Source organism: Methylocystis sp. sgz306128 (genome assembly GCF_056032725.1).
The window spans coordinates 61092-76031 of record NZ_JBVYWO010000005.1 but is presented as its reverse complement, the minus strand read 5'-3'; the positions used below and the strand labels follow the sequence as shown (position 1 = coordinate 76031).

General features: G+C 60.2%; 19 protein-coding genes. 1 reads left to right on the top strand and 18 read right to left on the bottom strand.

What is annotated here, in order from left to right; all coding sequences use genetic code 11:
* Positions 1-5: 5 nt before the first annotated feature.
* The 4 genes from AC0N03_RS09990 to AC0N03_RS09975 form a co-directional block, all read right to left on the bottom strand.
* Positions 6-2162 carry a chemotaxis protein CheA gene (locus AC0N03_RS09990; protein ID WP_474288567.1) on the bottom strand — a complete coding sequence of 719 codons (2157 nt, stop codon included), beginning with the start codon at positions 2160-2162 and terminating at the stop codon, positions 6-8.
* A gap of 22 nt (positions 2163-2184) precedes the next feature.
* Positions 2185-2550, bottom strand: coding sequence for a response regulator (locus AC0N03_RS09985; RefSeq protein ID WP_474288566.1), 366 nt, complete (start codon positions 2548-2550; stop codon positions 2185-2187).
* Positions 2550-2930, bottom strand: a complete 381-nt coding sequence (locus AC0N03_RS09980) for an STAS domain-containing protein (RefSeq protein WP_474288565.1) — start codon at positions 2928-2930, stop codon at positions 2550-2552. Before AC0N03_RS09980 ends, AC0N03_RS09985 begins: the two co-directional genes overlap by 1 nt.
* A 376-nt stretch (positions 2931-3306) precedes the next feature.
* Positions 3307-3942, bottom strand: coding sequence for an N-acetyltransferase family protein (locus AC0N03_RS09975; protein WP_474288564.1), 636 nt, complete (start codon positions 3940-3942; stop codon positions 3307-3309).
* A 223-nt stretch (positions 3943-4165) separates the two neighbouring features.
* On the opposite strand from AC0N03_RS09975, the gene AC0N03_RS09970 reads away from it, so the two are divergent.
* On the top strand, positions 4166-4459 hold the full coding sequence (locus AC0N03_RS09970) for a hypothetical protein (RefSeq protein ID WP_474288563.1): 294 nt from the start codon (positions 4166-4168) through the stop codon (positions 4457-4459).
* 54 nt (positions 4460-4513) lie between these two features.
* Here the strand turns inward: AC0N03_RS09970 and AC0N03_RS09965 are convergent, their stop codons facing one another.
* The 14 genes from AC0N03_RS09965 to AC0N03_RS09900 form a co-directional block, all read right to left on the bottom strand.
* A complete protein-coding gene (locus tag AC0N03_RS09965) occupies positions 4514-5104 on the bottom strand; it encodes a hypothetical protein (RefSeq protein WP_474288562.1) in 591 nt (196 codons plus the stop codon).
* The gene (locus tag AC0N03_RS09960; RefSeq protein ID WP_474288560.1) at positions 5101-5547 is read right to left on the bottom strand and encodes a hypothetical protein; all 447 of its coding nucleotides are present in this window, start codon (positions 5545-5547) and stop codon (positions 5101-5103) included. The genes AC0N03_RS09965 and AC0N03_RS09960 overlap by 4 nt, the downstream gene beginning before the upstream one ends.
* Positions 5541-5924: a flagellar protein FlgN gene (locus AC0N03_RS09955; RefSeq protein WP_474288559.1), complete on the bottom strand. Its 384-nt coding sequence runs from the start codon at positions 5922-5924 to the stop codon at positions 5541-5543. The genes AC0N03_RS09960 and AC0N03_RS09955 overlap by 7 nt, the downstream gene beginning before the upstream one ends.
* A 3-nt stretch (positions 5925-5927) precedes the next feature.
* Positions 5928-6398, bottom strand: a complete 471-nt coding sequence (locus tag AC0N03_RS09950) for a rod-binding protein (protein ID WP_474288558.1) — start codon at positions 6396-6398, stop codon at positions 5928-5930.
* A 42-nt stretch (positions 6399-6440) separates the two neighbouring features.
* Positions 6441-6851, bottom strand: coding sequence for a hypothetical protein (locus AC0N03_RS09945; protein WP_474288557.1), 411 nt, complete (start codon positions 6849-6851; stop codon positions 6441-6443).
* Between the two features lie 2 nt (positions 6852-6853).
* On the bottom strand, positions 6854-7606 hold the full coding sequence (locus AC0N03_RS09940; RefSeq protein WP_474288556.1) for a flagellar biosynthetic protein FliR: 753 nt from the start codon (positions 7604-7606) through the stop codon (positions 6854-6856).
* Positions 7603-9660 carry a flagellar biosynthesis protein FlhA gene (flhA, locus tag AC0N03_RS09935; protein WP_474288743.1) on the bottom strand — a complete coding sequence of 686 codons (2058 nt, stop codon included), beginning with the start codon at positions 9658-9660 and terminating at the stop codon, positions 7603-7605. The genes AC0N03_RS09940 and flhA overlap by 4 nt, the downstream gene beginning before the upstream one ends.
* Before the next feature lie 110 nt (positions 9661-9770).
* Positions 9771-10037, bottom strand: a complete 267-nt coding sequence (gene fliQ / locus AC0N03_RS09930) for a flagellar biosynthesis protein FliQ (RefSeq protein ID WP_474288555.1) — start codon at positions 10035-10037, stop codon at positions 9771-9773.
* Positions 10034-10330, bottom strand: a complete 297-nt coding sequence (locus AC0N03_RS09925) for a flagellar hook capping FlgD N-terminal domain-containing protein (RefSeq protein WP_474288554.1) — start codon at positions 10328-10330, stop codon at positions 10034-10036. The genes fliQ and AC0N03_RS09925 overlap by 4 nt, the downstream gene beginning before the upstream one ends.
* Positions 10331-10348: 18 nt before the next feature.
* On the bottom strand, positions 10349-10756 hold the full coding sequence (gene flbT / locus AC0N03_RS09920) for a flagellar biosynthesis repressor FlbT (RefSeq protein WP_474288553.1): 408 nt from the start codon (positions 10754-10756) through the stop codon (positions 10349-10351).
* Between the two features lie 9 nt (positions 10757-10765).
* Positions 10766-11113: a flagellar biosynthesis regulator FlaF gene (flaF, locus tag AC0N03_RS09915; protein WP_474288552.1), complete on the bottom strand. Its 348-nt coding sequence runs from the start codon at positions 11111-11113 to the stop codon at positions 10766-10768.
* Positions 11114-11154: 41 nt separating this feature from the next.
* Positions 11155-12201, bottom strand: coding sequence for a flagellar hook-associated family protein (locus AC0N03_RS09910; RefSeq protein ID WP_474288551.1), 1047 nt, complete (start codon positions 12199-12201; stop codon positions 11155-11157).
* On the bottom strand, positions 12198-13655 hold the full coding sequence (gene flgK, locus AC0N03_RS09905) for a flagellar hook-associated protein FlgK (RefSeq protein WP_474288550.1): 1458 nt from the start codon (positions 13653-13655) through the stop codon (positions 12198-12200). The genes AC0N03_RS09910 and flgK overlap by 4 nt, the downstream gene beginning before the upstream one ends.
* A 13-nt stretch (positions 13656-13668) precedes the next feature.
* A complete protein-coding gene (locus AC0N03_RS09900; protein WP_474288549.1) occupies positions 13669-14922 on the bottom strand; it encodes a flagellar hook protein FlgE in 1254 nt (417 codons plus the stop codon).
* Positions 14923-14940: the final 18 nt, after the last annotated feature.

Here is a 14940-nt window from a genome sequence, read left to right as displayed (position 1 = left end):
GGGCCTTAACCTGTAGCTGCGAGAGAATTATCGAAGAGGGGAATCTTCTGGCTTGAGTGCGCCACGAAGGAATCGATGTCCAGAATGAGCGCGACGCGCCCATCGCCCAGAATGGTGGCGGCGGCGATGCCCGGCACATGGCGGTAATTTGCTTCGAGGCTCTTGATCACCACCTGCCGCTGATCCTGAATCGCATCCACCATCAGCGCACTGCGTGTGCTGGAATCCGTTTCCACGAGCAGCGCCACGGAATTGAGCGGGTCCGAGGGCGCCGCACGATATCCAAGCGCGCGGCCCACATCGATGAGCGGCACAAAACCACCGCGGTCGGCCATAACCTGCGTATAGACACCCAGTTGGTGCACATCGCTCGCCTTCGGACGCAGGGTCTCAACAATGGCGGCAAGCGGGATGATCAGCGTCTGGTCGGCGACGCTCACCACCATGCCGTCGAGCACGGCCAGCGTCAGCGGCAGGCTGAGAGAGAAGGTCGTACCCTTGCCGGGCTGCGAGACAATAGAGATGCGGCCGCCGAGCGACTGGATCGACCTTTTGACAACATCCATGCCCACGCCGCGCCCAGAAATGGCCGAGACCGTGTCCGCGGTGGAAAATCCCGGCAGAAACAGGAGGTTGTCGATCTCCGAATCGCTGAGCGCGGAATCAGGCGGAATAAGACCCTTGTCGATCGCGATCTGCTTGACGCGCGCCCGGTCGATGCCGCCGCCGTCATCGGCCACTTCAATAACGATACGCCCTGAACGGTGCGTGGCCGAAAGCCGCACTTCGCCCTGAGCGGGCTTGTTCGCCGCCAGCCGCTTCTCCAGTTTTTCCAGACCATGATCGACGGCATTACGGATCATATGGGTCAGGGGGTCGGCAAGCCGTTCGATAACGGTGCGGTCGACCTCGGTCGAATCCCCCTCTGTTTTGAGGCGTACGGCCTTGCCTGTCGCGTCAGCCACCTCACGCACGATGCGCGACATGCGCTGGAACAGCAGCTTGACCGGCTGCGCGCGGATGGCCATGACGCTTTCCTGAATTTCGCGCGTCAGCTGTTCAAGCGCGCCAAGGCCCGCCAGCACATTGGACGAGCGGGCCATGCCGCCCTCGATCACCCGTTGTGACAGCATCGCCTGATTGATCACAAGCTCGCCGACCAGATTGATCAGCCGGTCAACGCGATCAAGATCGACGCGGATGGTCGCATTTATCGAGGAATCGCCGGGCGATGCCTCCGCGCGCTGCTTTTCCGCCGGCTCAGGCACGTGTTCTACACTCGATCTGGCCGCCGGTTGCGATGGCGCAGGCCCACCTGCCGATATGGCGGGCCCGGAGCTGGATTCCGCCTGAAGCGGAGCAGGTTCGTGGGGCGCGGCTGTATCCGCCGCCACCGGCGTCTCTATTTTCTCGACCGTCAGTTCGCAATCGCCGGTAACAAATTCAAATACTTCTCGGATCGAATTCTCGCTCTTCAAAGTCACGAGTACGATCGTCCAGTGCAGATAGGCGCCTTCCGGATCAAGTTCGCCCAGAAGAGGCAGATCTTCGCGATGGCATGTAACCGTCATGGCGCCGAGCTGCGAGAGCTCGCGCAGCAGGAAGGCAGCCTCATTGCCGTTGTGATAGAGCCGGGCAAAGGGCTTGAACGTGATGCGGAAGCGATCCCCGGCGGGCTCTTCCTCCGCGGCGTCGGGGCCGAACATGTCGAGGGAAAGGGCAATGGGCTGGAAATCGTCCACCTCCTCCCCGCCGGATTCCTCGTCGTCAAGCCCTGCGCCGGTATTGATGGCATTCAGTTCGGCGACGACCGCGTCGCAGCGCTCCTCGTCAACGGAATCGCCAAGGCGCTCCGCCTTGACCAGATCGGACAGCACGTAAGCCGCCCGCATCATGGTTTTCATAACGATGTCGGTTGCCTCCAGCCGCTCCGAGCGCATGAGATCAAGTGTGCTTTCAAACGAATGGGCAAACCGCACCAGCCTGTGCAACTGGAAAGCACCCGCCCCGCCCTTGATGGAGTGAACAGCGCGAAAAATCGCGTTCACCGTCTCCAGTTGCGCTTCGCCCTGCTCGATGGCGAGCAGGCCCGTCTCCAGTTCGGCGAGTTGTTCCTCGCATTCCTGAAAGAACGTCTCTTTGATCGCAGCCATTGCGTCCATAATGGGGGTCTCCGAACTGGGTTTAGGGCGAAACGCGGCGAATGATGTCGAGCAGCTTGGCCGGATCAAACGGCTTGACCACCCATCCCGTTGCCCCGGCCTGACGCGCCTGATTACGCTTTTCGGCATCCGTCTCAGTGGTCAGGACGATTATGGGAACGGAGCGGAACCGGTCATTGCGGCGCACATGCTCGATGAAGCCGAAGCCATCGAGATTGGGCATGTTGATATCGGTGATGATAACCTTGGGGCTTTCCTGCTCGAGAACTTCGAGGCCATGCATGCCGTCCACTGCCTGGACGACATTGTAACCGCCATTCACCAAAGCGAATTTGAGCATGTCCCGCATGGTTCGGGAATCATCTACGGTCAATACGGTCATACTCATCAGTCTGACTCCACAAAGCTGAGGTCACGGGGTTCGAGTCCGAATAATTTGAGATCTTCGACCATGCGGTCCGAATGGTCCTTCACAGAGAATGAACGTCCGTCCCCTGCCCACGTGCGCGCGGCGCAGAGCATGATCTGCAGCATCTGCCCGCCAAGATGGCGAACTTTCGAGGCATTGAGCACCACATCATTGCCGCGATGCTCAAACAGCAGGCGCGCCATCGGCAAGGCGGCATTCATGTTCAGGATTTCACGCAGCTCGATTGTGACCGGACCGGGGGCCGCGCCCGCATCCGGCGGAGAAGCTGCGGCGGCACCAGCCGGAACGAGAGAAGCCACGCCCTCTCCGGCGTCAGAACTTATGCTGTCTTCTGTCATGAATACTCCTGCTTTGATTATGAGCAGCCCGCTTCAACCCGGACACAGACCGCGTTGCCGAAGCTGTCGTCAGCCGGAAGGGCCACCGGCTTCGGGGCGCGCGCCGCAACACAACTGATCCGCATTCTCATTATATGAATTGATACAATTCATAGTTGCTATATACTTAATTTGCACTTTATAAGGGAAATACTTAACAAAACTTTTCTTTTCAGTTTCTTTCTGAGAATATTGTTGCAATTTTATGTATTATAATTTCGCAGAAGACTGCAAAATTGAAAATATTGAATTGTATCATCTATAAAAAATACATATACCGTAGTAATAATTCGGATTATTGGCTGTCGGAAGCAGATAAATATTTGGCGTATGCAGATTATCCGCAATTTTCATGCGGCTCGGCTGTGTAGGCGTCTGGCAAGCTCAACATCCGGACCGGCTTTTTCCTGCCGCAGCGATGCGCGCGGGGCCGCACCTGCGCCTGTCTTCCCCTGGCGAGGCGCGCCATGGTGAAGGCATCGACAAACTCGCTGTCCCGGGTGGCGAAGGCGCGGTGCCGGCCCTCGACCTCAAATCCGAACCGGCTGTAAAGCGTGATAGCTTGCCGGTTGTCGCAAAAAACCACCAGTTCAATACGATCCAACCCGAGCCATTGATCCGCTGTCGCCAGCGCGGTGGCCAGCAGCAAAGTGCCGATACCGCGCCCCTGAAAGGCATCGTGCACATAAAGACTGAGGGCGCCGACATGGCGTTGCCCGCCCCGCCGGGGCTTGAGGCCGGCGTAACCAATCGGCTGATCGGCCCGCGTCGCGACAAGATCATAATGCGTGCCGATCAGCGCAAACCATGCGCTGATTTCCTCAACCGAGCGAAACGGTTCCGTCACCATGCCTTGCCGGCATCCCGGCTGGCTGAAAAGCGCGAACAGTGCCTCGGTATCAGCGGGCTGACGCGGACGGATATTGAAATTTTCCAAATCCGGGCTCGACCGGATTTTGTGCAACGCTGACATGGCAGACTTTCTCCACAACTCAGAACTGAACGGCCGCCCATGCAGGGCATTGCCGCTCTGACCGGGAAAACACCCCGGCATCCAAAGAATGTGCCCGCCATCCTTGCGCCAGTCTGTTGCGCGCTTGTCCCAGCAGATAGGATGGCGCGGCGATCCTCGCGCAATTCAGCCTGACGCAAGTTCCCGGCGCGATGGTGGGGAAACTGAGCTGACGGAGTGTCCGATGAACAATGAGATTGTGGAAGGCCTGCAAAAAATCAGGGATCAGGTCTTCGAGCGCCTTCTGGTCAATCCGGATTACCGCGCTCTGCGCGCCATCGACAAAACAATCAACGACATTATCGCCATCAACGAGGCGCAGGCCCACAAAATGCCCGCTGCAGCCCCGCCGCCCCGCAAGGAAATGACAAATTACGAGGACCCGGCCAGCATCGCCGAGCTTGCCATCAACGCGCAGCGTCAGCCCGCGCCCAAGCTGAATACGGCGCCGCTGTTCCCCGCCCATCGCGTCGCGTAAGTATCGGCAGACAAGCAATATGTCCGGCACTTTCACGTGCCGGACATTGCTGTTTCACGAGCCCGGGCCGCTGATGGCACCCTGGCTGGTTCGAACCACCCAGACCCCGTTTTCCTGTTCGATCTGCTGCACGATGCAGCCCGGCGCAAGCTGCGCCCCGGCGCGAACCTGCACGAAACCGTCCGGCCCTTCCAGAACGGCTGAATCGCTGCTGGCCGCGACCAGACTGTAGCCCGGCAGGCTGGGTTCAGGCTCCGCCTTTGCCGCAACCGAACCGAGCGGGGTCATGTCGATATTGCGCGCCTTTGACAGAAGAGCCGCCGAGAGCGCATCGGGAGAAAGCTCCGGCGCGACGATTTCGATCGGCTTCTTCCAGTAGAGCGGCCCATAGGCATCGGCATAATGCCGCATGGCAACGGGCGGCGTATCGGCGTTGCGCGCGATCATGGTGACGGCGAAAGTGCTGCTGCCAAGGGCGAGCGCAAAGCCGGATATCGTCATCAGGCGGTCGGCAACCGACATCTGGACTAGCGCCGCAGCCACAGCCCAGAACGGACGCAACGACGCCCGCTCGCGACGCCTCGGTGCAGCCACAGGCGCGCGCGATACACCATGTGCCGGCTGATGCCCGCTCATCCGTTTCATTTATTGACCTCGGCACTGGTGAAATAATTGAGATCCTCAACCGCAACGCCGAGCACAACCTCGGCTTGCATCCGCCTATTGGCGTTTTCCGTCAGGGACTTGGTCAGTCCGGCGATGTCATAGGCCTTGAGATTGCGAAAATCCAGCCTGGCATCCGAATAGAGAATGCGGAATGCGTCCTGCGCGATGAGTATTTCCGGCGCAATCGGCTGACGTTTGGCCAGATCGCTGTCAAGCGTGAGGCCCAGACGCGCAACCACATAGCCCTGCATGGTCCCGTCAGCAATTTTTGGAACGGAGATGGCGTTCATCTTGCGGTATTCTGTTGCCTTTGCCTCGACCTGCGCCGGTTTGTCCGGCTGCATCGCAAACAGGCCGACGCCGATGGCGGAACCAGCCACGACCAAACTCACCCAGACGCCGAGCAGAAGCGTTTTCAGCATGGCGCTCCGGCCTTGCGCAGCTCGGTATATGTGCCGTCCGATTCAGCTTCATTCAGGCCGATCGTCAGAATATCGGCAATTTCGGCCACGGCGAGCAGATGATTACGCAGCAGATGGCTGTTGCGGCGCAGCTTGGCGCGCAAGGCGGTGCCCGCCTCCTGCCAGCCGGGGCCGGGTGCAATGGCCGGGCCGCCCATCAGCCGGCTGAGCTCCTGCAGTGCAAGGCGCTTGCGTTGGTTGAACTCTTCGCAGCGCGAGACATCATGCCGGGCCAGGGCCTCGTTTTCCTCGTCGATGACCTGCTCCAGCCGCTGGAGCACGGCCCAAGGCACAGGCGGAACCGGCGCCCCCGTCTGTTCGCCGTCAAGATCAGACATGACTCATCCCCCTTTCCGAGCGGCGACGGCAACCGGATAAGCGCTGGCAATACGGCTGGCAATCCCGATACCGCCCCGCCTGGCCAGAGCCTCCCCCAGATCCTGCGCCATGAGCGATTGCCACATTTCTCCTGCCAGCCCCGAGCCGTAAACCGATTGCGACTCCTTGGGCAGCATCAGACCGATGAAATTGCCAAGGACGAAAGCCTCGAACTTCTGCAATGTGCCGGTGCGCGAGGCATCGGATGGCAGATGGTGATCGCGTATGTTGTCCAGCGCGGCGTGCATCTGAGCCGCGCCGGGATTGAGCGGAAGAACAGGGACCGGCGCGGCGTCAAGCAAATCCGAAAAAGCAGGGCCGGACACCAACCCGGCGCCCAGCCGGTCAAGCCGGTCCAGCGCGCTCTGCCGGCGAACCGGATCGGCGGCATTGGCAACATCGAGCACAAGGTCCGAAACGGGCTGTATCGCCACCGATGAGTCCTCTCTCACATTTTCTGAAACAAACTTAGGAATTCAAGCTGGATCGGAGCTTGCCGGATGTCTTTGCGCCATCTCGTCGAGCAGAGCGTCAAAATCGCGCAATTCGGCCTCGGCTGCGGCCAGGGCACCGTGACGGCGCACCGCATGACGCGCCTGTTCCAGCTTCATCGACATCTGCCGCAGGAGATCCTCCGCCGCGGACTTTTCAAGCAACGCGCCGGCTTCCCGCGCATGGCCGCGGCGCTCCTGCTGGCGCAGCAGGAAGGCGTAATCTGCCCCGCCAGCGCCTTCCTGCATCATCAGCTGTGCAAGAGCATCAAGACGGCTCACGGCGCGGTCAAGTTCCTGCTGTGCCCGCGCCGCGCGCCATTGCTGCAGAAGATGCTGATTTTCCCGCACGCTCATGATCCGCTTCATCGCGGCAAGACGTCTGCCCTGTTCCATGCCTACCCTTTCAGCCAGAGGGCAAAGCCCAGATTGAACAGGGCCAGCGATGGGCCGAGCGCGAAATAGGCCAGAAACAGCCCCAGCGCGATGATCAGCGGCGTCATGATGAAGAAAACCGGAATATTCGGAACCAGCCGGTTCAGCAGGCCGGAAATGACGTTGATCACCATGCCATATACGAAAAACGGCGCGCCGATCCGCAGTCCCAGCACAAAAGCCTGCGCCAGCGCGTCAACAACCTGCATGAGGGCGGAGCGCGGCGAAAATCCGCCGGAAGGTGGTATCGCATCATAGGATTGCACCAGCGCCCTGACGACCTCAAGATGCTGATCGCTGGCGAAAAACAGCATGGTGGCGCAGAGCATGGCCAGCGATGCGAAGGCGGGCGCCAATTCCTCGTCGGCGATCTGGGCAATGAACGCATTGGTCATGCCGATGGCATTCGCGCCCAGAACCAGTGCCGATTCAAGACCGAAGAAGAAATATCGCCCGCTTAGGCCGATAAAGCCGCCGATGGCGCATTCGGAAAGCAGCAGCCGGTAGCGCAGATAATCCGGCTGGCCCGCCAGTGCCGGGTCCATGATCGGCGCAAGGCGCGGATAAAGCGCCAGCGAAACGGCAAGGCACAGAAACAGCCGCGCCATGACGCCGATGCGGGGCGAGGAAAAGCCCGGCATCAGCATCAGACAGGCGCCGACACGGCAGAAAATGGCAAAGCCGCGGAAGATCACGTCATGCAGCATATCGCTCATAAAAGGGAGCCGATAACCTGCGTGGCGATGCCGCGGGCGATTTCAACCTGCGCCAGCACCGCAAGATTCGGGAACAGCCGCTCGATGATCATCCGCACGAAGGGCCGGGCATCGGCCGTCGTCGCCAGTACGAAACTGTCGCCCATATCCATGCGCTGGCGGATAAGCGCAGAGGCTTCCTGACTGAATTGCTCGACAAGCCGCGGCTCCAGATCAAATTCCGCCACCTCCCCCTTGGCATCGCGCCGCAGGCTCTGCCGGAAAACCTGATCCCAGCGCGGGCCAAGGCGGACAATCTTCAGCACGCCACCGTCGGCCAGATCGCCGCAGATCTGCGCGGCCATGCGCAGACGCACATGCTCCACAATCTGCTCGGCGCGGCGCACATGTGGCGCAATTTCAGCCACGGCCTCGAGAATGAGCGGAAAGCTGCGGATCGACACCCGCTCGGCCAGCAGCAGTTTGATGACGGCCTGCAGGCCGGAATAGGAGATATGCGCCGGGCAGATATCATCGACCAGCCGCTTATATTCAGGCTCCAACTGGTCGACCATGGTGCGCAGGTCCTTGTAGGAATAGAGCCGGCTCAGATTCTGCCGGATCACCTCGCTCAGATGGGTGAGGATCACCGACGTATTGTCGACGCCCTCAAAACCGAGGCGGCGCAATTCGCCCTTGAGCGCCGCAGCCACCCAGATGGCCTGCATGCCGAAGGCCGGGTCCCGCGTCATGTCGCCGACTATATCGGGCTTTGGCCTGTCGCCGATCAGCACCATCAGTTCGCCGATATGCATCTCCTGACGCGCCACCATCGTGCCATGAATGCGGATTTCATAAGTCTTGGCCGGAAGATTGAGAGAATCGGTCAATGCAATTTCAGGAATGATGAAGCCATAGGAACGGGCGAATTTGCGCCGCATCTTGGTCATGCGGCCCGCAATTTCCGCTCGGCGCGGCAGAATATTGAGGGCAAGCTGCTTGCCCAGACACAATTCTATGTCGGCCGTACGCAGATGTTCGACAAGACCCTCGCGCGAGCCGGCCCGCGCCTCCTGTCTGGCGGCGCTTTGCGCTTGTTCCGCCTGCGCCTGCGCCTCGGCCTTGCGCAGCGGCACGAGATAGGCGGTAAAGCCCAGAAGGGCGGCCAGCACGGCGAAGGGCAGGAAGGGCAGCCCCGGCACCAGCGCAAAAATCAGCATCAAGGCGGCAGCGGCATAAAGCGCACGCGGGTAATAAACCAGCTGGTCGATGACGGCCTTTTCCGCTGCGCCGCGGGTGCCGCCCTTCGAGACAAGCAGACCGGCGGCCAGCGACGTGATCAGCGCCGGAATCTGCGAAACAAGGCCGTCGCCCACCGATAATTTGGTGAAGACATCGGCGGCGTCGCTCAGCGCCATGCTGTGACGCGTTACGCCGATGATCATGCCGCCGAATATATTCACCGCAAGAATGATGATGCCGGCGATCGCATCGCCGCGCACGAATTTGGAAGCGCCGTCCATCGAGCCGAAAAACGCGCTTTCTTCCTCAAGCTCGCGCCGGCGCTGGCGCGCCTCGCGCTCGTCGATCATCCCGGCGGAGAGATCGGCGTCAATGGCCATCTGTTTGCCGGGAATGGAATCCAGCGTGAACCGCGCCCCCACTTCGGCAATACGGGTCGCGCCCTTGGTGATAACCAGAAAATTAATGGTGATGATAATGGCGAATACAATCAGCCCGATAACAAAATCACCGCTCATCAGCAGGCGCGAAAAGCCACCGATGATATAGCCTGCCGCCGTCACCCCTTCCGGCCCATGCGAGAGAATGAGGCGCGTCGTGGCAATATTGAGCGACAGGCGCAGCAACGTCGCCACCAGCAGTACAACCGGAAAAGCTGAAAATTCAATCGGACGCTGAATCCACAGGGCCACCATCAGAATAACGACCGACAGCGCGATGGAAAAGGCCAGACCGAGATCGATCAGAACCGCCGGTATCGGCAGAAAGAACACTGAAATGATCGCCGCAATCGCGGCGGCAAAGCCGATGTCGCGGCTGCTGGCGGCCACCATCTTGTCGCCTGAAACGTGCCTCTCCTCTGTCACCTGACTCCCCTTCATTCACCCGAATGTGCGGGGCCAAGCTTGCGCCGGTCTTGACATGGACAGATGCGGACTGCGGCTCAGAAGCCTTTCTCGATATGGCTGTAGACAAAGCTGGTGAACGCGGCCAGATGCGCGCCGATGAACGAGGCGCTGAAACCGAACGTAAAAAACACAATCAGAATTTTCGGCACAAAGGTCAGCGTCATTTCCTGAATCTGGGTGAGGGCCTGAAACAGGGCTATTGCCAGACCGACCAGCATGGCGGCCGTAACGGCCGGGCCGGCCCCTAGAATAATGGCCCAGAGCGCTTTTTCGGCAAGATCGAGGGCGTCGCTCTCGTTCATGCGCTGCTGGTTCCGCCCGTCGCGGGATTGGGCAGGTTGAGCCCGCTCAGCAGATTATCCAGCGTCCTGTTGGTTCTGACCTGCTGCTCAACGGAAGAGAAGGATGCAAGCTGGCTGACGGTTTGTGTCGGATCCATCGGATTGGTGGGATCCTGATTCCGCATCTCGGCCACCAGCAATTGCAGAAACTGATTGTAGTTCACCGTCGCCTGCCTGACGACTGAACCCGATGAGGAAGTGCTCGCCGGTGCGGAGGCGGTGGAGCCCGATGTGGCGGAAGACAGCGTGACCATGTTGATATCCTTTCGGTTTCAGGCGGCCTTGACCGGACCCTGCGCGGCTTCGGCCTGCAGCTGCGCCTCAAGCGGATAAAGCGCGCGGATAACCTTGAGCGCTTCGAAATAGCGGGATTCGCGCACAAGAATTCCGACGTCCTCAAGGCCGTCAGCCAGCGCGCTGCCGCGCAGCACCTGAAGAATCTGACCATGAAAAACCTCGAACAACCGTTTGGCCTCCTGTGCGCCGCCCGGCTCCATCAGCATCAGCTGCAGCAGAAAATAGAGCTGGCGCATGGGCGTTGTGGCATCGGCTGCCTGCAGGACATGCGCCTCCAGCAGAAAATGCGCATCGTTGAGCAGAGAGAGCGACACTTTGCGGTCCGCGCGCAGCACCGCGCCATTGATGTAGATTTTTTCGCCCGCGCGGAGGGTGATGTTCATGGACACGGCTTATTTCAACCCCTGTTTGATGATGGCGCAAATTTCGATCAGGCCGGCAATATTGTCGGAGCGGCCCTTCTGTACCGCCTCGGCCTCCCTGATCATCCAGAATCCGATGGAAATGAGCTGGGCGCGCAGCAGTTCCGGCAGGGAATTATCGGGGTGCACCAGATCTTCGAGCAGAATTTTCCAGAGCTGGACAACAAAATCCAGCGCCTCGCTCCAGGAAGGATGCCCCCGGCCACTGTCCTCAGCCTGCCGCAGCAGCTCTATGGCCCGCTCAAAGGCGCGATATTCATTGTCCCGCGCCCGCTCGCCGGATTCGCCCATCACATCGTCATAAGAAAGCTGATACATTCAATTTTCCGCCCTGATTGCTGATGCGATACCCTTGCCGTTCACGGCAGATATTTCACGATCGACAATTGCTCGACCTGCGCCGTGAGGCTGTAGGCCGCCTGAATTTGCGTGGTGAGCTGGCTGAGCCGTGTCTGGGCCGCATAGGGATCGACATTTTCGAGATTTCCGATCTGGGTGTTGAAAATATCGATCTGCGCCGTCATCCGCTCATCCGCAGAGGATACATCGCCCTGCACCGCCCCGACGCCAGCGGCCAGCGCCTGCAGACTGCCGATCGCCCCCGCGAGAGATTTTATGGCGGAATTGGAGATAACCTGCCGGGTGTCCTGTGCATAATTGCCGTTGCCAAGCTCCGCCACCATGGTGAAGGCCGTGGCCAGTTTCTGAAAGGCCGTCTCATTGGCGCTGACCGAGGTGGGCCGCGTCTCGCCCGGGCTGATCTGTGTCTGAAACACGGTGCTGGAGGCGCGCGACGAATTGCTCCAGCCCGCCCCCTGATTGAGCGCGGCAAACGGGCCGTCGAGATAGGCCTGCATCTGTGCCGGCGTGATGGAGGAGACCGCAGCGCTGGTCTGCGACATGCCGAAAGCTGCCTGAAAACTGGCATCCATCGCCGATTTGGCCGGCGAGGTTGGCGAGGACGTATAATCGGTCAGGGGCGCGGCGCCCGAATTGATTCCGCCAAAAATATAGCTGCCGTTGATGCTGGTGTTGAGCCGCGCCGCCATGTCGCGCAGATCCGCCGCAGCGGTTGTCGCCCATGCGCCCGCATCGCCGTTGCTGCTGCCGCCGGTGATATTCTCGACAAGCGCCTGCGCATTGCCGATGAGGCTGCTGAGAACATTCTGCGTCGTGGCCAGCCGCGTGGTGGCGAAATTATTCGTCGCCTGCATCGACTCCAGCGCATCGACGCTGACATGCAGAGCCACCGATTGCTGCACCTGTGCGCCGAGCTTCAGGCCGACATCGGCAGATCGGCCTGTGGTGAGTTCAGTCTGTGTCTGCTGCAGGTTTTTCTGCATCCTTTGCAGCGGCTCGGCGAGCGAAAGATACAGCGCCGACGAGGAAATGAGATTGGCGTTCATGGCGTCACCTGCATCAGGCTGTCAAACATGGCATTGATGGTTGAAAGCAGCTTCGCAGAGGCCTGATAGGAATTTTCCAACGACAGCATCTTGGTCATTTCCGTATCGATATTGACGCCGCTCGCATTGGAAAGCGCCTGTGCCGTGCTTGTCTGCAAGGTCGCCTGATAGGTTGTCTGCGTGCTGGCCGATTGGCGCTGCGCCTCAATCCAGCCTGCCGACGCCCCCGCATATCCTGCCAGATTCATTGAAGTGCCGATCTGGCCGGCCGCGCTGAAGCTCTGGCTGGCGGACAGCGCATCCGCCAGCGCCTGCAGATGCGCGGTATAGCCGGCCAATCCCGTGCTGTTGGCGCTGTAGGCGATGCCGGCGATGCCGCCATCGCGCAGCAATGTCACGCTGCCGCCCTGCGTGGGATCAACGCTGGCGCTGACCTTGAGCGATGCGGCCAGCCCGGTCGCGGATGTGGGGAGCGACGGCCCGCCGCTCCAGCTGAACAGACCCGCCTGCGCCGGCAGGCCGCCGCCGCTGGCATCGGTTTCGGCAAAGGCTGAAATCAGGCCATTGGCGATCGAATCGAGCTGGCTCTGATAGGTCGGGGCAATAGCGTCGCGCAATTGCGCCAGCCCCGCGATCAAGCCGGAGCGGAGCGGCATTGTTGAAGATGCGCCGGTGACAGGCACGCCATCCACAGTCACCGCATTGCCGCTCGACCCTGCGGGCAGAGACGAGGTTGGCGTGAAGACGACTGAGCGCGGACGCGTCTCAAACAGCGTAACGCCGCTGTCGGTATATATGGCCATGCCGCCATTGGCCTGCTGCGATGTTGAAATGCCCATATATTGCGACAGGTCCTTAAGCAGCGCGTCGCGCGTGTTCAGGGCGTCATTGACATTTCCGCCACTGGCTGTCCCGGCGATGATGGCGGTATTGACCTGCTCGAATCTGGCGAGATCCGCATTGATGCTGGTGACGGCGAGCGCGATGCTGCTATCGGCCGACTGGCGAACCGACTGCACCAGAGTTGCCGCCCCGTTCAGCGCTCCGGCCAGAGCCTTGGCATCATTGACAACTTCCTGACCCTGTGCCGCATTGTCAGGCGCCGAAATATAGCCTTGCAGGGCATTGGCCATGGTGCCGAGCAGCGCGGCGGGCGATTGCCCGCTGGACGTGTCTCCCACCGAAGTGGCCAGTTGGTCGAGGCCGTCGGCAAGGGCGCTGGCGGCACGCGACGCGGCAGTCGTGGACAATAATTTATCGAGCAGGCTTGAATCAGACATGCGCGAGATTGAGCCCACCACGGCCATGCCTGTACCGTCGGTGACGACATTCGCAACCCTGCGCACATAATCTGGGTCATTAACGCCGGCGATATTGCCTGACACGACGCCGGACTGGGCCGCCGTAACGGCCAGCCCGGATTGCGCGATCTGAAAAGCCGTTGTCAGGCTCATGGTGAAATCCCGTTCAGTTCTGCTTGAGCGTCATGAGAATGTCGAGCATGTCGGTGCCGGTCTGGAACACTTTGGAATTGGCCTGATAGGCGTGCTGCGCCACGATCATATTGGTGAGTTCGCTGGCAAGATCGACGGTGGACTGCTCCAGCGCCGCCGATTTGATTGTGCCGAGCCCCGCCAGACCGGCGGTTCCGACCATCACGCCGCCCGATTCAAGACTTGGCTGGAAAAGATTGCCGGACAGGGGCGTCATCAGATCAGGACTGGCGACATTAGCCAGCGGAATCCGGTAATTGGAGAGCGTGGTACCGTCGGCATAAACTGTCGAGAGCGTGCCGTCCGGCCCGATCGAAACATGATCGAATGCGCTCGGGCTGTTGCCGTTCGCCACCGCGCTGATCGGCGTATAAGCCGCGGCAAGCTGGGTCATGCCGGATATATCCATCGTCATCGTCGCGCCGCCGGGCACGGCAACAGAAATCGATGCCGGACTGCTGAGAGAACCGTTCGATGCACTGAAATTCAAGGTGACGCTTGCCAGCGCAGAAGACGAATAGGGAAAGCCGCCGCTTGTCGCATCGGCCTGATTGTAAACCGACATTTCCCATGTGTTGGCGGCAGTCTTGGTGGAATAGATATCGAGCGTGACCGGGCTGCCCAGATTGTCATAGACAATAACCGAACTTTTGTCGGTATAGGTCGAGGAGGCGCCGTTGACCGACGGCAAAAGAGCAGCCGGAACAATGGACGCGCTCGATGGCAGATTGGCGGACAAGGTTGCCGATGTGGTGGGCGTGGCGGTCAGGGCCGCCTGTCCGATATTGATGGCGGTCAGTCCGGCCAGACTGTTGAGCGCGCCGGTGGTGGTGCCGGATGTAAGGCTGTAGCCCATCAGCTTGAAGCCGGCGGTATTGACAAGATATCCGTCCGAATTGCGGGAAAACGAGCCCGCCCGCGTCAGATAGCTGTCATCATTCGCGTTTGAGACCACAAAAAAGCCCTGACCATTGACTGCAAGGTCGGTGGCCGAACTGGTTGTGATCAACGTTCCCTGACCGGAAATCATGTTTCGTGTCGAGGTGAGCACGCCGCCCGCCACCGCGCCGCCGGGATCTGCGCCGCCAAGCAGGGTTTCGAATTCGGTTGAGGCCTGCTTGTAGCCCACCGTATCGGAATTGGTGATATTGCTGCCGACATTGGTGAGTTTCTGGCTCTGCGCCGTCATGCCCGACACAGCAGAATTCAACACGCCCAGCAAGCTCATCGCTTTTCTCCTCCAGAA

Excerpts from the sequence above, each read along its gene's own strand:
- AC0N03_RS09990 (WP_474288567.1), bottom strand. The coding sequence starts at position 2,162 with ATGGACGCAATGGCTGCGATCAAAGAGACGTTCTTTCAGGAATGCGAG.
- AC0N03_RS09985 (WP_474288566.1), bottom strand. The coding sequence starts at position 2,550 with ATGAGTATGACCGTATTGACCGTAGATGATTCCCGAACCATGCGGGAC.
- AC0N03_RS09980 (WP_474288565.1), bottom strand. The coding sequence starts at position 2,930 with ATGACAGAAGACAGCATAAGTTCTGACGCCGGAGAGGGCGTGGCTTCT.
- AC0N03_RS09975 (WP_474288564.1), bottom strand. The coding sequence starts at position 3,942 with ATGTCAGCGTTGCACAAAATCCGGTCGAGCCCGGATTTGGAAAATTTC.
- AC0N03_RS09970 (WP_474288563.1), top strand. The coding sequence starts at position 4,166 with ATGAACAATGAGATTGTGGAAGGCCTGCAAAAAATCAGGGATCAGGTC.
- AC0N03_RS09965 (WP_474288562.1), bottom strand. The coding sequence starts at position 5,104 with ATGAAACGGATGAGCGGGCATCAGCCGGCACATGGTGTATCGCGCGCG.
- AC0N03_RS09960 (WP_474288560.1), bottom strand. The coding sequence starts at position 5,547 with ATGCTGAAAACGCTTCTGCTCGGCGTCTGGGTGAGTTTGGTCGTGGCT.
- AC0N03_RS09955 (WP_474288559.1), bottom strand. The coding sequence starts at position 5,924 with ATGTCTGATCTTGACGGCGAACAGACGGGGGCGCCGGTTCCGCCTGTG.
- AC0N03_RS09945 (WP_474288557.1), bottom strand. The coding sequence starts at position 6,851 with ATGGAACAGGGCAGACGTCTTGCCGCGATGAAGCGGATCATGAGCGTG.
- AC0N03_RS09940 (WP_474288556.1), bottom strand. The coding sequence starts at position 7,606 with ATGAGCGATATGCTGCATGACGTGATCTTCCGCGGCTTTGCCATTTTC.
- flhA (WP_474288743.1), bottom strand. The coding sequence starts at position 9,660 with ATGGTGGCCGCCAGCAGCCGCGACATCGGCTTTGCCGCCGCGATTGCG.
- fliQ (WP_474288555.1), bottom strand. The coding sequence starts at position 10,037 with ATGAACGAGAGCGACGCCCTCGATCTTGCCGAAAAAGCGCTCTGGGCC.
- AC0N03_RS09925 (WP_474288554.1), bottom strand. The coding sequence starts at position 10,330 with ATGGTCACGCTGTCTTCCGCCACATCGGGCTCCACCGCCTCCGCACCG.
- flbT (WP_474288553.1), bottom strand. The coding sequence starts at position 10,756 with ATGAACATCACCCTCCGCGCGGGCGAAAAAATCTACATCAATGGCGCG.
- flaF (WP_474288552.1), bottom strand. The coding sequence starts at position 11,113 with ATGTATCAGCTTTCTTATGACGATGTGATGGGCGAATCCGGCGAGCGG.
- AC0N03_RS09910 (WP_474288551.1), bottom strand. The coding sequence starts at position 12,201 with ATGAACGCCAATCTCATTTCCTCGTCGGCGCTGTATCTTTCGCTCGCC.
- flgK (WP_474288550.1), bottom strand. The coding sequence starts at position 13,655 with ATGAGCCTGACAACGGCTTTTCAGATCGCGCAATCCGGGCTGGCCGTT.
- AC0N03_RS09900 (WP_474288549.1), bottom strand. The coding sequence starts at position 14,922 with ATGAGCTTGCTGGGCGTGTTGAATTCTGCTGTGTCGGGCATGACGGCG.